This is a genomic window from Guyparkeria halopsychrophila (assembly GCF_044582135.1).
Taxonomy (GTDB): Bacteria; Pseudomonadota; Gammaproteobacteria; order Halothiobacillales; family Halothiobacillaceae; genus Guyparkeria.
Window position 1 is genome coordinate 144,744 of record NZ_JBDODP010000002.1, and the last position, 19,844, is coordinate 164,587.

Consider the following 19,844-nt stretch of genomic DNA (forward strand, 5'->3'; position numbering starts at 1 on the left):
TGATTCGATACGCCGGGCGCCCACGCGACAAGCCGTAGCACGCCATGGCAAATCCCGATCAAAACAATCCCCCCAGCGAGGAGACGGCCCAGCGGATCGTCCAGTCGGTGCGCCTCGCGCGCCAACCGATCGTCGATGCCGATCTCAACACCATCGGGTACGAACTGCTCTATCGGGCGGCGGATGCCGACCAGGTGGCTCGAATCGGCAATTCCAACCAGGCCACGGCATCGACCGTACTCAACGCCCTGAGTGAAATCGGTCTCGATAGCCTGGTCGGGGGCAAGCAGGCGTTCATCAATGTCCCGGGGAAGATGCTCTTCAGTGACGTGCTGGAGGGCATCGTGGCCCCGTCGGTGGTTCTGGAAGTCCTCGAGACGGTCGATTGCGATGAACGGACCGCCGAGGCCATCAAGCGCCTGAAGAAGGCCGGCTACCGGGTCGCGCTGGATGATTTTGCGCCCGAATCGATCGACCAGCCCTGCGTGGCCGAGTGCCATTACGTCAAGTTCGACGTCCTGGCGGTGGGGGTAGACCGGATCATCGCGGCACTGCCTGTGGCGCGCCAAGTCGGGGTCAAGGTCATTGCCGAAAAGGTCGAGGAGTGGGAGGTCTACGATCGCCTGCGCGAGGCCGGGGTGGATTACTTCCAGGGGCATTTCGTCTCCCGCCCGGAGATGGTGGTCCGGCCGACCGTGCGGGCCTCCAAGGCGAACCTGATGGGGCTCTTGATCCTCCTGCAGGACGACGAGGCCTTGATGGGCGAGATCGTCGAGCGCATCAATACCGATCTGGCCTTGAGTTACCGGCTATTGCGGCTGGTCAACTCGGCTGCCATCGGCCTGCGTCGGCAGGTCGATTCGGTCGAGGAGGCGGTGCGCTTGTTGGGGCTGAAGGCGGTGCGCAGCCTGGTCTACCTGTCCGCGCTCACGGGCGTGGATGGCAAGCCGCCGGCCCTGATCCACAACACCATGATCCGGGCGCGGTTTGCCGAATTGCTGGCGGAACAGAGCCACCTGGCGAACCCACCGACCGCCTTCCTCGTCGGTCTGTTCTCGAATCTCGATGCCTTCTACAACCAGCCGCTGGCCCAGTTGATCGACGAGTTGCCATTGACCGACGACATCGCCAAGGCGCTGTTGGAAGGGCAGGGCAGTCTCGGTGAATTGCTCGAGTACGTCCGTTTTTACGAGAAGGGCCAATGGCTCGAGGCCGATGGCGAGACCGCGATCTCGTCACTCAACGAGGTTGCCCCGAACTGCTATCTCGATGCCGTGCGTTGGGACGAGGCGCTGAGGGAGGCGTTGGGCGGGCCCTGACACCCAGCCGCGGTTCTCCCCCCGAAAAGTGAGAGGGCCGTGATCGATGATCACGGCCCTTCTTTACTATCCGCGGTCGACTGTGTCGAGGTTTCTCAGAACCGGCCGATGCTCGGGTTGATGTAGCTCAACAGCTCGCTGTGCTGACGGTTCATGCGTCGAATGATTTCGCGCACGCTGTGCACGATCGCGCGCATCACCTTGTAGACGAGGATCGGGTGGTCGACCAACAAGGCCTCGAGATGGGCGCGGTCAAGCATGACCACGTGCGCGTCGCCGACGGCGCGGAGGGTCGCGCTGTGCGGCGTCCCGTCGAGAAAGCCCGACTCGCCCGCCAGTTGCCCGGTCTCGAGCAGGTGCAGCGTGTCGGAAAATCCGCGGCCGGTATCGCGGCTGACCGCGAACCGCCCCTGGACGACGACGAACAGCGTGTCGCTGCTATGGCCTTCCTCGAACAGGATCTCGCCGTTACCTATCTCGCGACGCGTGCAAACGTTGGCGAGCAAGCGGCACTGATCGTCGTTGAGTTCCTGGCCCAACGCGGTCTGCTTGAGCTCCTCGCCGTTTACGACTTCTTTCGTCATGGTCTTTCCTGTTGCCGTTTGACGGATGGGCGTAGCCCGGTTCAGGGCATGGCCTTGAGCGGCTCGGCCGGGAGGTTGCCGATGTCGGCCGCGTCGTCGGCGCCCTCGGCATCATCGCCGTTCTCGGCGTCTTCCGCAGTCTCTTCCGCGGTCTCTTCCGTGGAGCCGGCCTCATCGTTGGCCTCGGCCTGATCGTCATCGCGCTCGACCATCGAACGCACGTCGCTGGTGAGAATTTCGACATTGGCCGATTCACGCAGCTCGGCAATCATGTCGTTGATGGCATCACGCCGGGCCTGATCTTCCAACTCCGGACGCATCTGCTCAAGCGTCGGCTTGGGCAAAGGTCGGGTTTCTTCGAGCCGGATGATGTGCCAGCCAAACTGCGTCTCGACCGGGTTGTCTGCACGCTGACCCGGCTCCAGAGCACCGACGGCCTCGGCGAAGGGTTCGACCATCTGGTCGAGGGAGAACCAGCCCAGATCACCGCCAGATTCACCCGAACCGGTGTCCTTGGAGTGCTCCTGGGCCAGTTCAGCGAAGTCCCCGTCCTGGTCGAGCTCCGCGATCAGCTCGCGAGCGGTCTCCTCGTCCTCGACCAGGATGTGCATGGCGCGGTACTGGGTTTCCTCGCCCAAGGCTTCCATCTGGCGTTCGTAGGCCGCCTCAACCTCCGCGTCGTCCACTTCGATCTCGGTCATGAAGTCCATGAGATAGGCGTTGGCGAGCTGGTTGTCGATCGCGTTCTGCACGCGTGCCTGGGTGCGCGGGGCGCTGTCCAGCCCCTGTTCACGGGCGCGGTTGGCCAGCAGTCGCAACTCGACCATGCGGCTGACCAGGCGTTCCTCGGGCACCTCGGCGCCCAGGTTTTCCTTCACCACCTCGAGGTTCTCGCGGTAGAGCGGGGAGCCATTGATGCGCGCGATCACTTCGCCGCCCTCGATGGTGGCGAACGCGTCGGACGAGTTGCCCTGCTGCCCCAGCGGGGTCTTCTCGGCGGACTGCGGGCGGTCGTCGCTGCAACCGGTCATTGCGCCGGCACTGATCAGCAGGCCCGCGCTCAGCGCGATCGCCAGCCGGTGGCGACGGTGGGGGATGCGGTCGGTGGTCAGTTTGCTATCCATGATAAGTATCCTGTGGTTTCTTGGTCTGGTTCGTTTTTGGTTGTGACGGGGCACCAAACCGACGTTAGCCGGTGGCGCCGAAAATTGGTTTGTAGGGGCGCACGTCGACCGAGGCATACACGCCGCCGGCCTGAAACGGGTCGGCCTCGGCCCAGGCACGGGCCGCCTTGAGGTTCTCGAAGGCCGCGACGATCAGGCTGCCCGACAGCCCGCGGTCCGGGGCGGCCGGGTCGATCGGCAGAGGGCCGGCAGTAAGGATTCGACCCTCATTGATCATCGACTCGATGCGCGCGCGGTGCGCGTCGCGGTGCTTTGCCCGCAGCGGGGCGCTGTCGGCCACGTCATTGGCCATGATCATAAACCATTGCATTGGCGGTGCGTCCTCCGTCGCTATCAGGGGCCATCCGGGCGGCGGTCAGGGGCGTTCGTCACCATCCTGCGGGCCGGATTCTGTCTCGACCTCGGCCGGTCGTTCGGCGTACAGGCCGAGATAGAGCCCCTGCAGGATCATGAACACGAAGGTCATGCCCATCAAGCCGAACAGCTTGAAGTTGACCCAGAACGCCTCGGAAAACTGGTAGGCGACCAGGATGTTGGCCACGCCCGAAATCAGGAAAAAGCCCACCCAGGCCCAGTTGACTCGGTGCCAGATGGCCTTGGGGACCTGGATGACGTGCTCCATCATGCGCTGGACCAGCGGCTTCTTGCCGATGAATGCACTGCCGAGGAACACCAGCGCGAACAGCCAGTTGAGGATGGTGGGCTTCCACATGATGAACAGCGGGTTGTGCAGGATCAGCGTCATGCCGCCGAACAGGACGATCAGGCCGGCCGAAACCCAGTGCATTCGTTCGACCTTGCGCCATATCAGCCACCCGGCGGCGATCTGTACCACCGAGGCGATCATGGCCACCGCGGTGGCCACGTAGATACCCTGCAGGTGGTAGGCACCAAAGAACAGCAGGATAGGGAAGAAGTCGAACAGGAATTTCATCGTCTCTCGCGTAACGGTAAGGAGCCTGGTAGTCGAGGCTGGCAGGACGTGCCCGCAAGCCGCTTGCAGTACACTAACATGGGCCCGAGGGCGCGCGGAGCGAGCCGCTCGGCTGCTCGCTCTCCCGCCCGACTGACCGGGCCCGCCAACATTGCCATCCGACGCCATGAGGGGCATCCATGACCAGAGTGCTCGACATCCATCCCGAGACCCCCCAGCCACGCTTCGTCAAGCAGGCCGCCGAGGCGATTGCCCGGGGACAGATCGTGGTCGTACCGACCGACTCGGGCTACGCGCTTGCCTGCCGCCTGGAAGACAAGAACGCGATCGAGCGCATTGGGCGGATCCGGCGTGACGACGGCATCCATCATATGACCCTGTCGGTGCGCGATCTATCCGAGCTGGGCGTCTATGCCAAGGTAGATAATGTCCAGTTCCGTTTTCTCAAGAGCCACATCCCTGGCCCCTACACCTTCATTCTGCCGGCCACGCGCGAGGTCCCCCGGCGATTGCAGCACGAGAAGAAACGCTCGATCGGCCTGCGAGTCCCGTCCCACGTGGTCCTGCGCGGCATCCTCGAGTCCCTGGACGCACCGATCCTGAGCGCCTCGCTGGTGATCCCGGACCTTGATGAGCCGCTGGACGATCCGGAGCTGTTCCCGACCGCGGTCACCAACCAGGTCGACCTGATCGCCGGCGCAGGCTTTCTCGAACAGATACCGGGCACGGTGCTCGACCTGACCGGCGAGAATTTCGACGTCCAGCGCGAAGGCCTCGGCGGCGTACCGCCCGAACTGGCGGACTGAGTCGGACGTGCTCGAGCTCTCGTTCCTGCAGAAGATCGCGATCGGCATCCTGCCGATCCTGCTGGCGGTGACCGTGCATGAAGCGGCGCACGGCTATGTCGCCAACGCGCTGGGTGATCCCACCGCCAAGCGGGCCGGGCGCCTGACGCTCAATCCGATTCCCCACATCGACTGGTTGGGCACGCTCGTCGTGCCGCTGCTGATGTACCTGTTCACCCCGTTCGTCTTCGGTTGGGCCAAGCCGGTGCCGATCAACGCCGCCCGTCTGCGCGACCCGCGCCGCGGCATGTTCCTGGTCGCGGCCGCCGGGCCCGGGGTCAATATCTTGATGGCACTCGGCTGGGCGCTGGTCACCGTGCTGGCGTTGAAAGGACTGGACGGCGGCATGCGGTTTGCCGAAGCGTTGGCCCTGATGGGGCAGGTGGGGATCTTCATCAACCTGATACTTGCCGTGTTCAACCTGTTGCCGATCCTGCCGCTCGACGGCGGGCGAATGCTGGTGGCGGTGCTGCCGGCGAGTTGGGGCGATCAGTTGTCACGCTTCGAGTCGTGGGGCTTGCCGATCGTGGTGGTGCTGTTGGTCAGCGGGGTGCTTTCGGCGATCCTGCTGCCGATCATGGGCACGCTGCTCGGCTGGTTCAACGCATTGATTCATGTCTTCTGAGGGCCGTATTCCACAAAGCGACTCGCGACGCTGGGTCGACGCCACGCCGCGGGTGTCCGGCGAGCCGCTCGAGCAATTGCCGCTGGATCTCTACATCCCGGCAGACGCACTGGCGATCTGGCTGGAACAGTTCGAAGGGCCGCTCGATCTGCTGCTCTACCTGATTCGCAAGCACAACATCGACATCCTCGAGATCCCGGTCGCGCGGGTCACCGAGCAGTACCTCGACTATCTTGCTCTGATGAAGTCGATGGCGATCGAACTGGCGGCCGAGTACCTGCTGATGGCCGCCTGGCTGACCGAGATCAAGTCACGCATGCTCCTGCCCCCCGAACCGCGCGATGACGACGAGGAGGAGCCACTCGACCCGCGCGCCGAGCTGGTCGAGCGGCTGCTCGAGTACGAGCGCACCACTCGGGCGGCGGGCCTGCTCGACGAGCAACCACGGCGGGGGCGCGACTGGTTCGACCTGTCGACCGAGCCGCCCGATCGCCTGCCGGCCCCGGCGGTGCCGGCCGATCTTGCCGGCTTGATCGCGGCGATGCAGGGGCTGATGCGTGAAGGTAGCGTCCGACGTGCCCATCACGTGCGGGCCGAGGCCCTGAGCATCCGCCAGCGGATGACCGAGATTCTCGTTGCCCTGGCCGAACGGCCGAGCTGCGAACTGTCCGAGGTCTTCCATGTCGAGGAAGGGCGCATGGGGGTCGCGGTGACCACGGTGGCCGTGCTGGAACTCGCTCGCACCCACGCACTCGACTGGTCGCAGGAAAGCCCCTTTGGGCCCGTGACATTGTTTCGCCTGGCCGGCAAGACCCCCGAGCCGGCCGTTGAAGAGGAGATGCCCCGATGACCGAGAAGGCGCCCCCCTCGGACCACGCCGATACGCCCGTGTCCTCGGGTAGCGAGCCCCCCGAGGGGTTGGTCGAACTGGTCGAGGCCTTGTTGCTTACGGTCGACGAGCCTCTGTCGCTTGAGGCGCTGAGCACCATGGTGGGGCAGGAGACGGCCCCCGAGTTACTTGAGGCCGCGCTGGTACGCGTGGCTAAGCGTTGGCAATCGCATCGCTTTATCGAGTTGGCCAACCGAGAGGTCGGTGGGCGCCGCGTCTGGCACTTGGTTGCCACCGCCGCTGTCGCACCGTATCTCAAGGCCGGCGACCCGGGAAGGGTGCCGAAGCTCAGCCGCGCGGCACTGGAGACGCTGGCGCTGATCGCCTGGCGCCAGCCGATCACCCGTGGCGAGATCGAGGCGGCGCGTGGTGTGGCGGTCAATCCGCAGATCCTCAAGCAACTGGCCGAACGCGGCTGGGTGCGGAGTCTCGGCGTCAAGGACAGCCCGGGACGGCCGGAGATGCTGGGAACCACGCGCGAGTTTCTCGGCGACTTCGGCCTGAATTCGCTCGCGGAGCTGCCGGATTTCGAACGTTTCGCCGGTCAGGACGATATCGATGTGTGAACCGCTGTGCCGCCCGATTGAACATCGGCGCGCAAACCGCGACAGGGAAAGGTCATGACACAACATTCCGCCGATGAGATCCGCAGTCTCGATCAGCTGATCGAGCAGGCGCGCGCCCTGCCGCCGGCCCCGACGGCGGTGGTCGGTGCCGACGAGGCGCACATTGTCGAGGCCGCCCATCACGCGGCCGAGGCCGGCCTGATCGAGCCGGTACTGATCGGTCGGGCCGCGCGTATCGAGGCGTTGATGGCCGAGCAGGGCGTGGCCTTTCCGGTCATCGACGCGCCCGGTCCGGAACAGGCGGCGCGAGCGGCGGTCGATGCGGTCGAGTCCGGCCGGGTCAGCCTGCTGATGAAAGGGGCGATTCACAGCGACGTGTTCCTGCGGCCGATCATCCGGGAACTGCGGCGCGGCCCGCGGATATCGCACGTGTTCATGGCCGAGATGGCGAGCTACCACAAGCTGCTGTTCATCACGGATGCGGCGATCAATATCCAGCCGGACGTGCGCGCCAAGGCCGAGATCCTGCAGAATGCGGTCAATCTGACCTGGTGGCTGGGCAATAAACGGGCCCGGGTGGCGGCTCTGTCGGCAATCGAGATGGTAAATCCGGCCATTCCCTCGACCCTGGATGCGGCCTGCTTGGCCAAGATGGGCGAGCGCGGCCAGATCGCGCATGCGCAGATTGACGGGCCGTTGGCCTTCGACACGGCGATCTCGGCCGAATCGGCGCGCATCAAGGGCCTGATCAGCCCGGTCGCGGGCCACGCCGATATCCTGTTGGTTCCGGATCTGGTCTCAGGCAATATCCTCTACAAGGATCTCGAGTATCTGGCCGGGGCGCGCTTTGCCGGCATCGTGCTGGGTGCCTGCGTGCCGGTGGTGCTGACCTCGCGGGCCGATCCCGAGGAGGTGCGGATCGCCTCGCTGGCCCTGGCCCGCGTGGCGGCCCATCGTCAGGCGCGGGTCGACCCGCTGCCGCCGTTCGAGGCCGGCGGTTGTGGTCACCCGCCGCATTGATACTCGGCCGGCCTCGAGCGGGGCCGGCATCGATGCCAGCCGTTTCGACCGCTTCCACGTTTCACGTTTCACGACGTCAAAGCCCGTACAGCCGAAGGACTTTCACCCATGCCATTGCACGAACTTGCCGGCCAGACCCCGCCCCGTGATTTTCTTGTCGACGTGCCGCGTCTGATCAGTGCCTACTACCAGAACGCCCCGTTGGTGGACGACCCGTCGCAGCGCATTACCTTCGGCACCTCGGGGCATCGCGGCTCGAGCCTGACCGGCTCGTTCAACGAGGGCCACATTGCCGCGGTGACCGCCGCACTGGTCGAGTACCGCCGCAGTCAGGGTATCGACGGGCCCATCCTGATTGGCATCGACACGCACGCACTGGCCTGGCCGGCATTCATGACCTGCGTCGAGGTGTTGGCGGCCGCCGGCGTGTCGTTCCGCTATCAGCACGACAATGCCCCGACCCCCACGCCGGTGATTTCCCAGGCGATCGTCGCGGCCAATCGTCGCGGCGCGTCGCGTTGTGATGGCATCATCCTGACTCCGTCGCACAACCCGCCCGGTGACGGCGGCTTCAAGTACAACCCGCCTCACGGTGGCCCGGCGGATACCGAGGCCACCGGCTGGATCGAGCGTCGCGCCAACGAGTTGCTGGCCGACTGGCAGGCCATCTCCCGCCAGCCGTTCGATCGGGCGATCAAGGGCGATGCCGCCCAGGGCGTCGATTTTATCCGCCCCTACGTCGAGGCACTCGACACGGTCGTGGACATGCAGGCGATCGCCCGGGCCGGTGTCTCGATCGGTGTCGATCCGATGGGCGGGGCCGGGCTGCCCTACTGGGAGCCGATCGCCGAGTACTACGGTCTCGATCTGACCGTCGTCAATCGCCAGATCGAGCCCGATTTCCGCTTCATCCCGCTGGATCACGACGGCAAGATCCGCATGGACTGCTCCTCGCCGTACGCGATGGCGGACCTGCTCAAGATCAAGGATCGCTTCGATGTCGCCTTCGGCAACGACACCGATGCCGACCGCCATGGCATCGTCAGCCCCGAGGGCGGGTTGATCAATCCCAACCATTTCCTGTCCGTGGCGATCGATTACCTGTTCGGCCATCGGCCCGACTGGCGCGACGATCTCAAGGTGGGCAAGACCATCGTGTCGAGCTCGATGATCGATCGTGTCGCCGGTGGACTGGGACGCGAGGTCTACGAGACGCCGGTGGGCATCAAGTGGTTCCAGCCGGGACTGACCGACGGCTGGTTGGGTTTTGGTGGCGAGGAATCCGCCGGGGCGACCTTCCTGGCCCGCAACGGCGAGGTCTGGAACACCGACAAGGACGGGTTGACCATGGGGCTGCTGGCCGCCGAGATCCTTGCGGTGACCGGGGAGGACGTCTGGGCACGCTTCAATCGCCTGATCGACCGCTTTGGGCAGCCGTTCTACGCCCGTCGCGATGCCGAGCTGAGCGCCGAGCAGAAGGAGCGCTTCAAGGCACTCGACCCGAGCCAGCTCGCGATCAACACCCTGGCCGGCGAGTCGGTCACCGGTATCCGCACCCAGGCCCCGGGCAACCAGGCGCCGATTGGCGGGCTCAAGGTGGAGACGGCCAATGGCTGGTTTGCCGCCCGCCCGTCCGGGACCGAGCCGATCTACAAGATCTACGCCGAGAGCTTCCGGGACCCCGGCCACCTCGAGGAAATCTTCGCCCAGGCCGAACAGGTCGTCGGCGATGCGTTAAACGGTTAAGGGCGGCCCATGGACGTGACGCGGCCAAGCCGCTATCATGCCGCCCTTGCTTGGTGAGGATGCCTTCACCAGAAACGCGCCCGTAGCTCAGCTGGATAGAGTGTCGGCCTCCGAAGCCGAAGGTCACAGGTTCGAATCCTGTCGGGCGCACCAGACATAAGGCGGTTACCTGTCGCCACGAAAACGCCCCCGCGAGCGCTGCTCCGGGGGCGTTTTCGTGGGTGGCCCCGGCCGAACTGGCGTCTACGATTGGGCCGTCTCGAGGTGATCGCAGATCTGACGGTTGTTGATCAGACAGTGGGTGAGGTCGTCGAGCGGCATGGGCTTGGCGAACAGGTAGCCCTGCAGGATGTCGCAACCCCAACCCACCAGGATGTCGCGCTGGGCCTCGGTCTCGATGCCCTCGGCGACCACCTTGATGCCCAGGTGGTGGGCCATCGAGATCACCCCCTGCACGATCGCGGCGTCGTCGGCACTGTGCTCCACGCCGTTGATGAAACTGCGGTCGATCTTGAGCTTGTCGATCGGCAGGTGCTTGAGATAGCTCAGGCTGGAAAAGCCGGTACCGAAATCGTCGATCGAGACCGTGATGGCGCTGTCACGCAGTTGCTGCAGGGTCTCAATGGCCGTCTCGGTTTCGTTCATCAAGATGCCCTCGGTCAGTTCGAGTTCCAGCCGATTGGCCGGCAGCCCGCTGAGCTCGAGCACCCGCCGAATGGTGGCGAGGAAGTTGGGGCGATTGAACTGCACCGGCGAGAGGTTGATCGCCACCCGGCCTTCCGCCATGCCAAGGTCGATCAGGGTCTTCATGTCGCGACAGGCGCGTTCGAGGACCCACTCGCTCAGCGGGATGACCTGGCCGGTTTCCTCGGCGAGCGGAATGAAGGTGGCCGGCGAGATCCAGCCGTGGGTCGGGTGGTGCCAGCGCAACAGGGCCTCGAACCCGGCGATGCGGCACTCCGCGGCCAATATCAGGGGTTGATAAAAGACCTGGAAGTCACCGTGTTCCAGTGCCTCCTGCAGGTCATTGCGCAGGCCCACCCGCTGACGGACTTGACTGTTGATCTCCTCGTTGAAGAGCTGGCAGGTGTTGTGTCCCTGTTGCTTGGCCCGGTACATGGCCATGTCGGCCTGCTGGATCAGGGTGCCGGGATTTCTCATGTCCGGTTCGCTGATGGCGATGCCGATACTCGCACTCAAGTACAGTTCGTGCTCGTCGATGCGATAGGGGCGACTGATCTCCGGCAGCAGTCGTTCGGCAACCAGCAGGGCCGCGTCTTCGCCGTCGATATCGGCGAGCAGAGCGATGAACTCGTCGCCACCGAACCGGGCGAACGTGTCCTCCGCCCGCATTTGGTCTTCGAGCCGGCGTGCCACTTCGACCAGGATCTTGTCGCCGACGGCGTGACCGAGGCTGTCGTTGATCGGCTTGAATTCGTCGAGGTCGATGAACAGCACTGCGACGCGGGTGGCGCGCCGGCGGGTCATCTCGATGGCCTGTCGCAGGCGGTCCTCGAACAGGCCGCGATTGCCCAGGCCCGTGAGGGCGTCATGGGTGGCATTGAAGGCCAATTGCGCCTGGTAGGACTTGTGGGCGGAGACATCGTTTTGCAGTCCGACGAAGTGCGTGACCTCGCCATGCTCGTCCTCGACCGGTGAAATATGCAACTCGTTCCAGAACTGGCTGCCGTCCTTGCGATAGTTTCGTAGCAGCACGCGCACGGGCTCTTTCGCGGCCAGTGCATGGCGAACCTGTTCGACGGTGGCGGGGTCGGTCTGTTCGCCCTGCAGGAAGCGGCAGTTGCGCCCCAGTACCTCCTCGGCACGGTAGCCGGTGATCTGGCAAAAGGCGGCGTTCGCGTAGACGATCGGCAGGTCGGGCTGCCTCGCATCGGCAATGATGACGCCGTGCATGCTCGCCTCGACACTGCGTTCGAGCGTGCGCAGGCGTCGCTCCTGGCCCTTGCGCAGCGTGACGTCCTTGGCAATGCCGTAGGCCGCCTCGATCTGGCCGTTGATCACGATTGGCAGGAAGGTGACGTCGAATTCATGTCGGGTGGCATCGTCGTGCGTGACGGTCAGTTCGGTGACCTGGGTCCGGCCGCGAACGGTACGCTCGATTGCCTGCTGGACCGCGACCCGCTCGGACGCGTCGATCAGTTCGATCAGCGACTGCCCCGACAGCTCGTCGCAGGAGCGATTGAGCATGGTTTCGGTGGTGTGATTGAACGTCTGCAGCCGCCCGTGGTTGTCCAACGAGAAGACCGCGTCCGGGTTGTAGGCGAACAGCGAGCGATAGCGTTGCTCGTTCTCCTCGAGGGCGATGCGATCGCGGTGACGCTCGATGGCCAGCGAAACCAGGTCTGCCGCCCGGGCAATCTGGCGGCGATGGGCCTGCGAGGGGGTTCCCGGCACGCTACGGTAGCTGGCAAAGGTGCCGAGCACCTCGCCGTCGGAGGCGATCAGGGGATAGGACCAGCAGGAACGCAGGCCATTGTCGATGGCCAGTTCGGCAAAACCGGCCCAGCGCTCGTCCTGAGCGATATCTTCGGTGAACACCGGCTCCCGGCGGTGGGCCGACGTGCCGCTGGTGCCGAAGTCGGTGGTGATCGGGATCATGGTCATGGCCGCCCGGTAGGCGGCATTGAGGCTGGGCGCGGCGGCCAGGTGCAGGTTCTCGCCGGCCTCGTCACTGAGCATGATCGAGCAGCGCGAGTCGGGATCATGCTCCTCCATCAACTCGCACACCGAGACCAGCGTGTGTTCGAGCGACTCCGAGTGCAGGATCATCTGCTGGATGATCTGCTGTGATTCAAGCTCGCGTCTCGCCGTTGACAGCCGGCGCGTCTGCTCGAGCCGACTGCGCCCCAGCGCCAGCAGCAGCACGACCAGGTGTGTGATCGCGAGACCGATCAGGGCGACCGCCGACGGCAGCACAGCGGCGATGGCCGGTTCTTGCCCTTCCTCGAGGTAACTGGTGGCGGTCACGTTCGGGCCGAAGGGCAGCGTCGCTTCCCGTTGGGCAAGCACTACTTGGTGATCATGGTGCACCGGGTCGCTGCGGAGATCGATGTGGGTGCCATCGGCGAAATCGAGATGTACGGCCAGCGGACGGCTGGTCGGGCGCCTCGCCTTTTCGATCACGTGGTTGAAATCGAGCAGGGCGAGAAACTGCTGTTCATGCCGCTGCGGATTGACCATGGGCACGGCAACCAGAACGGTGCTGCTGCCGTGGGACGGGGTGTCGGCCAGCAGAAGCAATCGGGGTGAGGGTCGAGGTTCGGAGAGCCAGTCCCGGGTCTCCGGTTGCGAGAGCAATTGGTCGAGCAGGTCGCGGCCGCTGGGCCCGCGGTTCGATTGCCACACGGCCTGCTGTCGATCGTCCAGCATGGCGAGGACCTGCAGGCTCTCCATGTCGCGTAGGTAGGATTGAGCCTCGCGCTCACGGAGCGAAGCGGCCGTGGGCAGTCGGCCGATCAGTTGCCAGCGTTCGGCCAGACGCCCCAGTGTTTGTACGCGGTCGGTGAGCACCTGATGACAGACGCTTTCGACCTGGTCGAGCTGGGCCTCGCCCATTGCCCGCAGGTCGCGATTGTGGATTAGCGACAGCTCGTGCCACGCCAGGGCCGCGAGCAGCGAACCGATCAGGCCGGCCGTCACCGCGAGCGGGCCCAATTCCCTGAGGTCAGTTTGGCGCAGGCGGCTGGCGAGCAGCATTGCGCCGCCGAACAGCAGGGTGAATAGCACGGCCACCCAGGCGGCCGTTGTGTGAAATTGCAGCCAGGGCGAGTTGCCCAGCAGCATCCAGAGCACCGAGATGCCGCCGAGGAACAGCATGAGTGTGCCGACCCAGCGCCAGGGGCGTCGCGCCAGACGCGAGCTGCCGGGGATCATCAGGCAACTGGCAATGGCGACCAGCAGCAGGGCCGCCTCGATGGAGAGGTGGTCGCTGTCGTTCTGAGTGGGCCCCACGGAGGTCGGCAGATGGATGCCATTGACGGCGAGGCTGTAGCCGACCAGGAGCAGAAGGCCGGCGCCGGATGCGGTATGCATCCCCCGCCAGCCCTGCAGATGCGCACCAAGACCCAGGCCGGCCAGCAGGGCAGCCAGGGCGGTTTCTCGAGGCAGGGGCAGGCCCAATGGGCCCGGATCGGTGATCAGTAGTGGCGCGAGCAGGCCCATCGTGCCGATCGTCAGGCACGCGGCTACCACCATCAGCAGGTAGGATTTGGTCAATAGTGGGCTGTCGGTGGTGGGCGTCATCAGGGCGAGGAAGTGCACCGTTGGGTAGTTGGGCCGGTTTTTGGTGCGTATGCCTTGGCTCGGGTCATCCCTCCCCAGGCAGTTGCCCATTGTTCAGGAGGCACGGCCAATGTTGAATCATGCTAATTGTCAGCCCGCTTGAACATAAATCAAACTTTTTTACTGGGTTATTCGTTTGAAGCGTATCAGTCGTGGCCCGGCGGTTTAAATCCAACGTCGGGTACGGGCTCGATAGGCGGAATAGCCGGCGCCGAATCGTTGCGTCAGGGCCCGCTCTTCACCGCGGACCTGAAGGCGGTCGAGGAACCAAACGAACGCGCCGATCACGACAAGCCCGGCCGGGTGGCCGAACCAGCTGACCACCCCGGCCAGCAACAGGGCGTCACCGAGGTAGATCGGGTTGCGACTGAGGCGATAGATGCCGCTGGTGACCAGGTGGCGGCTGCGTTCGGGGTGAATCGGGTTGATGGTGGTGTGCGCCTGCCACAGGGAGAACACCGCGGCCAGCATCAACATGCCGCCGGTAATGAAAAACGCCCAGGCGAGCCAGTGTAGCCAGGGCCAGTCGAGCGTTGCGCTCGGCCAGCCCGCCGCGAGGGCATACGCGAGGGCGATGCCGATCAGCAGGGCGACGGGTGGTGGAATCAGCTTGGTGAGCATGGTTGGGCCTTTGAGAATGGAGAGGACTGCCTTGGCGCAGTCTAGTTTGGTCGTGCTGGGAATGACATCACGTGGCGCGCGCGTGGTTTATACGTTGCGGGCGATGGCCTAAAGTCCGTATCAGACTCGTTCAGATTCGTTCAGACCTTCCCTGACCAAGAACCCGCTGGCCCCGGTTCGGGTCCGCGGGAGGTCCAGCGAATACGGCTAAAAAATACGGCTAAAAACCTTCCCCTAGAGAGGATCGCCATGTTGTCCAGACTCAAGAGCCGCTCGGTATTGCTGACCGGACCGGATGCCGAGAGCAAGCGTGAGGCGGTACGCGCGTATTTCCATCGCACGATGGACACCTACGAGAAGCTGTTCGAGGTGCTTACCGATGACCAGGCCTTCTACGAGCGGCCCGAGCCCCTGCGTCACCCGCTGATCTTCTATTTCGGCCATCCGGCCACCTTCTACATCAACAAGTTGGTTACGGCGAAGGCGACCACGCGCATCGATCCCCCGCTCGAAGGCATGTTCGCCATCGGCGTCGACGAGATGAGTTGGGATGACCTCAACGATGCGCACTACGACTGGCCGTCGGTCGACCGGGTGCGCGAGTATCGTCGCAAGGTGCGTGAGCGCGTCGATCAGTTGATCTCCGAGCTCGACTGGACGCCGCCGGTGCGCTGGGACGATCCCCCCGTCTGGTCGATCTTCATGGGCATCGAGCACGAGCGCATTCACCTGGAGACCTCGTCGGTGTTGATTCGCCAGCTCGATCTCACGTGGGTACGGCCGCACGACGACTGGCCGGTTTGCGATACCGCGGCCGCGGCGCCTGCTGCCGCGCCTGCCAACGAGTTGCTCGAGGTGGCCGGCGGCACGGTGGTGCAGGGCAAGCCGCATGACGCGCCCCTGTACGGCTGGGACAACGAATACGGGCGGCTGGAGACGCGGGTGAAATCGTTTCAGGCCAGCCGCATGCAGGTTTCCAACGCCGAATTCCTCGCCTTCGTCGAGGCCGGCGGTTACGAGACGCCCGAATGGTGGACCGAGGAGGGGCGGCGCTGGCTCGAATTTCGCGCAGCCCGTCACCCGAACTTCTGGGTGCCGCGCGGGGAGGGCTTTGCCTACCGGGCCATGACCCACGAGATCGAGATGCCGTGGGACTGGCCGGTGGACGTCAACTACCTCGAGGCCAAGGCGTTCTGCAACTGGCTGTCCGAGACCACGGGCCGGTCCATCCGTCTGCCCACCGAGCCCGAGTACGAGCGCCTGCGCCAGGTGTCCGGTGTGCCGGACGAGCCGGAGTGGGGTGAGCGGGCGCCGGGCAACATCAATCTCGAGTACTGGGCCTCGGCCTGCCCGGTCGACCGCTTCGCCCAGGGCGACTTCTTCGATGTGATCGGCAACGTCTGGCAATGGACCGAGACGCCGATCGATGCCTTCGAGGGCTTCGAGCCGCACCCGATCTACGACGATTTCTCGGTGCCGACCTTCGACAACCAGCACAACCTGATCAAGGGCGGCTCCTGGATATCGACCGGCAACGAGGCGACGCGCGACGCCCGCTACGCCTTCCGCCGGCACTTCTTCCAGCACGCCGGTTTCCGCTACGTCGAGGGTGAACCGGTACGCCCGCCGGCCAGCAGGGACGAGGGCTACTACGAGACCGACGCCCAGCTGGCGCAATACTGCGATTTCCACTTCGGCCGTTCGTACTTCGGTGTCGCCAGCTTTCCGCGCGCGTTGGCCGAGTACGCACTGCGCGAGATGGAGGGGCGCGCTCATGGGGCGGCGTTGGATATCGGCTGTGCTACCGGGCGGGCGACCTTCGAGCTCGCGCCGCATTTCGAGTCGGTCACCGGTCTGGATTTCTCGGCGCGTTTCATCCAGATCGCCCAGGCGATGCTCGACGAGGGGCAGATCGCCTACGCGCTGCCCACCGAGGGTGAACTGACCGAGGATCGTGCCGCCTCATTGGCCGGGCTCGGGCTCGAATCGCGCGACAACATCGCGTTCTGGCAGCAGGACGCCTGCAACATGAAACCGCACTTTGCCGGCTACGACCTGGTGCTGGCGGGCAACCTGATCGACCGGCTCTACGACCCGGGCAAGTTCCTCGACGACATCGCCGGGCGCATCAATCCCGGCGGCCTGCTGCTGATCGCCTCGCCCTACACCTGGCTCGAGGACTGCACGCCGCGCGATCGCTGGCTGGGTGGATTCGTCGAGGACGGCCGTCCCGTCAGCACATTCGACACGCTGATCAAGCGCCTGGAGCCGAACTTCGAGTTGGTGGGTGAGCCGGCGGAGATCCCGTTCGTGATCCGTGACACGGTCCGGCGCTACCAGCATACGGTCAGTCAGGTGACTGTATGGGCGCGCCGATGAGTGCCGACGCCCCCTCTACCGACTTCACCCGCTTGGCCCAGTACCCCGGGTCCGGCTGCGAGAAGTACGACCGGCGCGCCGAAATCTTCGGCCGCGACGACGTGATCCCGCTGTGGGTGGCGGACATGGACTTCCCGGCGCCCGATTTCGTCACCGACGCACTCGCCGAGCGGCTCGCCGACGGCGCCTTCGGCTATGCCAAGCCGAGCGAGGGACACCTCGAGGCGATCACCGGCTGGCTGGCCGGTCAGCACGACTGGCAGGTCGGTGCCGAGACGATCGTGCCCGTGCCCGGCGTGGTGCCGGCGATGGCGATGGCCATTCGCGCCTTCACCTCGCCGGGGGCGCGCGTGATCATCCAACCGCCGGTGTACTTCCCGTTCTTCCAGGTGGTGCGCGACCAGGGGCGCGAACGGGTCGAGAACCCGCTGGTCGAGCAGGTATCGCCGGATGGTATCCGCGGCTACGGCATGGATTTCGAGGCGCTGGAGGCGCAGGCCCGTGAGGCTGAGATGCTGCTGCTCTGCAATCCGCACAACCCGGGTGGGCGTGCCTGGAACGAAGCGGAGCTTGGCGAGGTGGCCGCTATCTGCTCGCGCCACGACGTGATGGTGATCAGCGACGAGATCCACATGGACCTGACCTACCCGGGCATCCGGCACACCCCCTTTGCTCGGGTGGCAGACTCGGCCGGTTGTCGCTGGTTTACGGTCACCGCGCCGGGCAAGACCTTCAATACCGCCGGGATCGGCGGGGGTTATGCCGTGATCCCCGACGCCGAGATCCGCAAGCGTTTCGATCGCGAGCGTCGCGGCATGCATCTGGGCGAGGGCTCGGTATTCGGCCTGACCGCGCTCAAGGCTGCCTACACCCATGGGGCGAAGTGGCCGGCCGAGTTGATGGCGCATGTCGCGAGCAACCGGGATCGGGTGATCGAGGCGGTGGCCGATCTGCCGATCGAGCCGATGTGGCCCGAGGCGACCTACCTGCTGTGGCTGGACTGCCGGGGAATGGGGTTGTCCGACGCGGCGACCGATCCCGGCGACACGGCGTTGCAGCGATTTTTCATCGACGAGGCGGGATTGGGCCTGAGCCAGGGCATTATTTTCGGTGAGCCGGGGCGCGGCTACATGCGCATCAATCTAGCCGCGCCGACGCGCATTATCGATCGCGCCATGGCACAACTGCGCGCGGCTTGGGGAAAGCGAGTCGCGGGGCGGGGTCCCGCCTAACGTCTGGCGAGTCGTTCGTGATCAAGGCGTGAGGTCGCCAGCGTGCCGCCGGCCACGTCAAGACGGCGCAACAACGAGCTCGGGTAACTCGCTCGGCCAGAACGGCATCAAATTCGTGCTAGTCGCGCAGTCGCGCATCGAGGTGATCGACGGCCTCCGCCCAGTCGGCGTCATCGGCCAGCGACTCGCGCAAAAAGTGGCGCTGGTTGTCGTTCCAGAATGGCGCGTCGCTCAGCACCACCTCGCTTGGCAGGGGGGAGTGGCGGTCGATGAATGCCTCGATTTCGTTTTCGCTGGCATCCAGGCCGAGCTGTTCGAACAGTTCACTCAAGGGGTGAAACGGTGGCTGCATGCGATTTCCTCCATCGGGTCGGTGCCGATCTTGCGTGCGGGGTTCCCGCGTGAATTGTCCCAAGTCCCGCCTGGATTCTAGTCGCTTTTTCCGGGGGAGATTTGCGTGTCTATACTTGACCCCTTTGCCCAGAGTGAATTGTCCATGTGGCCCGAATATTTCCTGTTTCTTCTCAAGACGCTGACATTGGTCGTTGCCGTGGTCTTTGTCGTGGCGGCGCTGGTTTCGGTCGTGGCGCAGGCGCGCAACTCGCAGGCCGGTGAGAGTCGGCTCAAGCCGCTGAAGATCCGTCGTCTCAACGACGAGATCGAGTCACGCAGCAAGCAGTTGCGCGAGGCGCTGGAAAAGCCCGACGCTGGGTGGAAGGCCAAGTGGGCCGAGCTGCGCCAGCGGTTGCCCGGTGGCAAGCAAAAGGACGATCACAAGGCGCCCGCCGTTACCGAGGACAAGCCGGCGGCCACCGAGGAACGCAATGAGGAGGGCGAGACGGGAGACTCGGCGACCCGAACCTTCGTGCTGCGTTTCCACGGCGACATCCGCGCCTCGGCGGTCGAGGCCCTGCGCGAGGAGGTCAGCGCCGTGTTGCAGGCAGCCGAGCCGGGTCGTGATCGCGTGCTGCTGGTGCTGGACAGCCCCGGTGGCGTGGTGCCGGGATACGGTCTGGCCGCCGCCCAGCTGGCGCGACTGCGCAAAGCGGAAATCGAGTTGATCGCGGTGGTCGATCGCGTCGCGGCCAGCGGGGGCTACATGATGGCGGCCGTGGCCAATCGCATCGTCGCCGCGCCGTTCGCCATTGTCGGTTCGATCGGTGTGGTGGCTCAGATGCCCAACATCCATCGCCTGCTCAAGCGCAACGACATCGATGTCGAGCTGCATACCGCCGGGCAGCACAAGCGCACCCTGACCTTGCTGGGCGAGAACACCGAGGCCGGGCGGGAGAAATTCCGCGAGGAGCTCGAGCAGACACACGTGCTGTTCAAGCAATTCCTCAATCGCTATCGCCCGAAACTGGACCTGGAGAAACTCGCCACCGGTGAGCACTGGTACGGTGAGGATGCGCTTGAGCTGGGTCTGATCGACGACATCGGCACCAGCGACGACTGGATCCTCGAGGCCGCGAATCAGGGCGACGCCTTCGAGATCACCCAGCCGATGAAAAAGCGTGGCCTGCTCGGTCGCCTGAGCGCCTCGGCCCAGTCATTGCTGAGCGAATGGCGACACCCGCTCTGAGCCGCGCGGGTCAGAC

General features: G+C 64.9%; 17 protein-coding genes and 1 tRNA gene. 11 read left to right on the forward strand and 7 right to left on the reverse strand.

Annotated elements, in window-relative coordinates:
- Positions 1-44: 44 nt before the first annotated feature.
- On the forward strand, positions 45-1,319 hold the full coding sequence (locus ABGV18_RS01710; protein ID WP_396584539.1) for an HDOD domain-containing protein: 1,275 nt from the start codon (positions 45-47) through the stop codon (positions 1,317-1,319).
- A 95-nt stretch (positions 1,320-1,414) separates the two neighbouring features.
- Here the strand turns inward: ABGV18_RS01710 and ABGV18_RS01715 are convergent, their stop codons facing one another.
- The 4 genes from ABGV18_RS01715 to ABGV18_RS01730 form a co-directional block, all read right to left on the reverse strand.
- Complete coding sequence (locus tag ABGV18_RS01715) at positions 1,415-1,903, reverse strand: cyclic nucleotide-binding domain-containing protein (protein WP_396584540.1); 489 nt, start codon at positions 1,901-1,903, stop codon at positions 1,415-1,417.
- A gap of 41 nt (positions 1,904-1,944) precedes the next feature.
- Positions 1,945-3,027, reverse strand: a complete 1,083-nt coding sequence (locus ABGV18_RS01720) for a peptidylprolyl isomerase (protein ID WP_396584541.1) — start codon at positions 3,025-3,027, stop codon at positions 1,945-1,947.
- 64 nt (positions 3,028-3,091) lie between these two features.
- Positions 3,092-3,397, reverse strand: coding sequence for a YciI family protein (locus ABGV18_RS01725; protein ID WP_396584542.1), 306 nt, complete (start codon positions 3,395-3,397; stop codon positions 3,092-3,094).
- A gap of 45 nt (positions 3,398-3,442) precedes the next feature.
- Entirely contained in the window at positions 3,443-4,021 is a 579-nt protein-coding gene (locus tag ABGV18_RS01730; protein WP_396584543.1) for a septation protein A, read from the reverse strand.
- 188 nt (positions 4,022-4,209) lie between these two features.
- On the opposite strand from ABGV18_RS01730, the gene ABGV18_RS01735 reads away from it, so the two are divergent.
- The 7 genes from ABGV18_RS01735 (at position 4,210) to ABGV18_RS01765 (ending at position 9,865) form a co-directional block, all read left to right on the forward strand.
- A complete protein-coding gene (locus ABGV18_RS01735; RefSeq protein ID WP_396584579.1) occupies positions 4,210-4,827 on the forward strand; it encodes an L-threonylcarbamoyladenylate synthase in 618 nt (205 codons plus the stop codon).
- A gap of 7 nt (positions 4,828-4,834) precedes the next feature.
- A complete protein-coding gene (locus ABGV18_RS01740) occupies positions 4,835-5,491 on the forward strand; it encodes a site-2 protease family protein (RefSeq protein ID WP_396584544.1) in 657 nt (218 codons plus the stop codon).
- Positions 5,481-6,341, forward strand: coding sequence for a segregation/condensation protein A (locus ABGV18_RS01745; protein WP_396584545.1), 861 nt, complete (start codon positions 5,481-5,483; stop codon positions 6,339-6,341). Before ABGV18_RS01740 ends, ABGV18_RS01745 begins: the two co-directional genes overlap by 11 nt.
- Positions 6,338-6,946 (forward strand): SMC-Scp complex subunit ScpB, encoded by a 609-nt coding sequence (gene scpB / locus ABGV18_RS01750; protein ID WP_396584546.1) that lies wholly within the window; start codon positions 6,338-6,340, stop codon positions 6,944-6,946. The genes ABGV18_RS01745 and scpB overlap by 4 nt, the downstream gene beginning before the upstream one ends.
- A gap of 54 nt (positions 6,947-7,000) precedes the next feature.
- A complete protein-coding gene (locus ABGV18_RS01755; RefSeq protein WP_396584547.1) occupies positions 7,001-7,966 on the forward strand; it encodes a bifunctional enoyl-CoA hydratase/phosphate acetyltransferase in 966 nt (321 codons plus the stop codon).
- 108 nt (positions 7,967-8,074) lie between these two features.
- Positions 8,075-9,712 carry a phosphoglucomutase (alpha-D-glucose-1,6-bisphosphate-dependent) gene (pgm, locus tag ABGV18_RS01760; protein ID WP_396584548.1) on the forward strand — a complete coding sequence of 546 codons (1,638 nt, stop codon included), beginning with the start codon at positions 8,075-8,077 and terminating at the stop codon, positions 9,710-9,712.
- 76 nt (positions 9,713-9,788) lie between these two features.
- Positions 9,789-9,865 (forward strand) — tRNA-Arg (locus ABGV18_RS01765).
- Positions 9,866-9,955: 90 nt separating this feature from the next.
- Here the strand turns inward: ABGV18_RS01765 and ABGV18_RS01770 are convergent.
- A complete protein-coding gene (locus ABGV18_RS01770) occupies positions 9,956-13,948 on the reverse strand; it encodes an EAL domain-containing protein (RefSeq protein ID WP_396584549.1) in 3,993 nt (1,330 codons plus the stop codon).
- Between the two features lie 231 nt (positions 13,949-14,179).
- Positions 14,180-14,635: a methyltransferase family protein gene (locus tag ABGV18_RS01775; RefSeq protein WP_396581080.1), complete on the reverse strand. Its 456-nt coding sequence runs from the start codon at positions 14,633-14,635 to the stop codon at positions 14,180-14,182.
- 249 nt (positions 14,636-14,884) lie between these two features.
- On the opposite strand from ABGV18_RS01775, the gene ovoA reads away from it, so the two are divergent.
- Complete coding sequence (ovoA, locus tag ABGV18_RS01780) at positions 14,885-17,014, forward strand: 5-histidylcysteine sulfoxide synthase (protein WP_396584550.1); 2,130 nt, start codon at positions 14,885-14,887, stop codon at positions 17,012-17,014.
- A complete protein-coding gene (locus ABGV18_RS01785) occupies positions 16,999-18,246 on the forward strand; it encodes a PatB family C-S lyase (protein WP_396584551.1) in 1,248 nt (415 codons plus the stop codon). Before ovoA ends, ABGV18_RS01785 begins: the two co-directional genes overlap by 16 nt.
- A gap of 118 nt (positions 18,247-18,364) precedes the next feature.
- On the opposite strand, the gene ABGV18_RS01790 is transcribed toward ABGV18_RS01785, so the two are convergent.
- Positions 18,365-18,598 (reverse strand): DUF2789 domain-containing protein, encoded by a 234-nt coding sequence (locus ABGV18_RS01790; protein ID WP_396584552.1) that lies wholly within the window; start codon positions 18,596-18,598, stop codon positions 18,365-18,367.
- A 138-nt stretch (positions 18,599-18,736) separates the two neighbouring features.
- Between ABGV18_RS01790 and sohB the strand changes: the two genes are divergently transcribed.
- Positions 18,737-19,828, forward strand: a complete 1,092-nt coding sequence (gene sohB, locus ABGV18_RS01795) for a protease SohB (protein ID WP_396584580.1) — start codon at positions 18,737-18,739, stop codon at positions 19,826-19,828.
- Positions 19,829-19,844 lie beyond the last annotated feature (16 nt).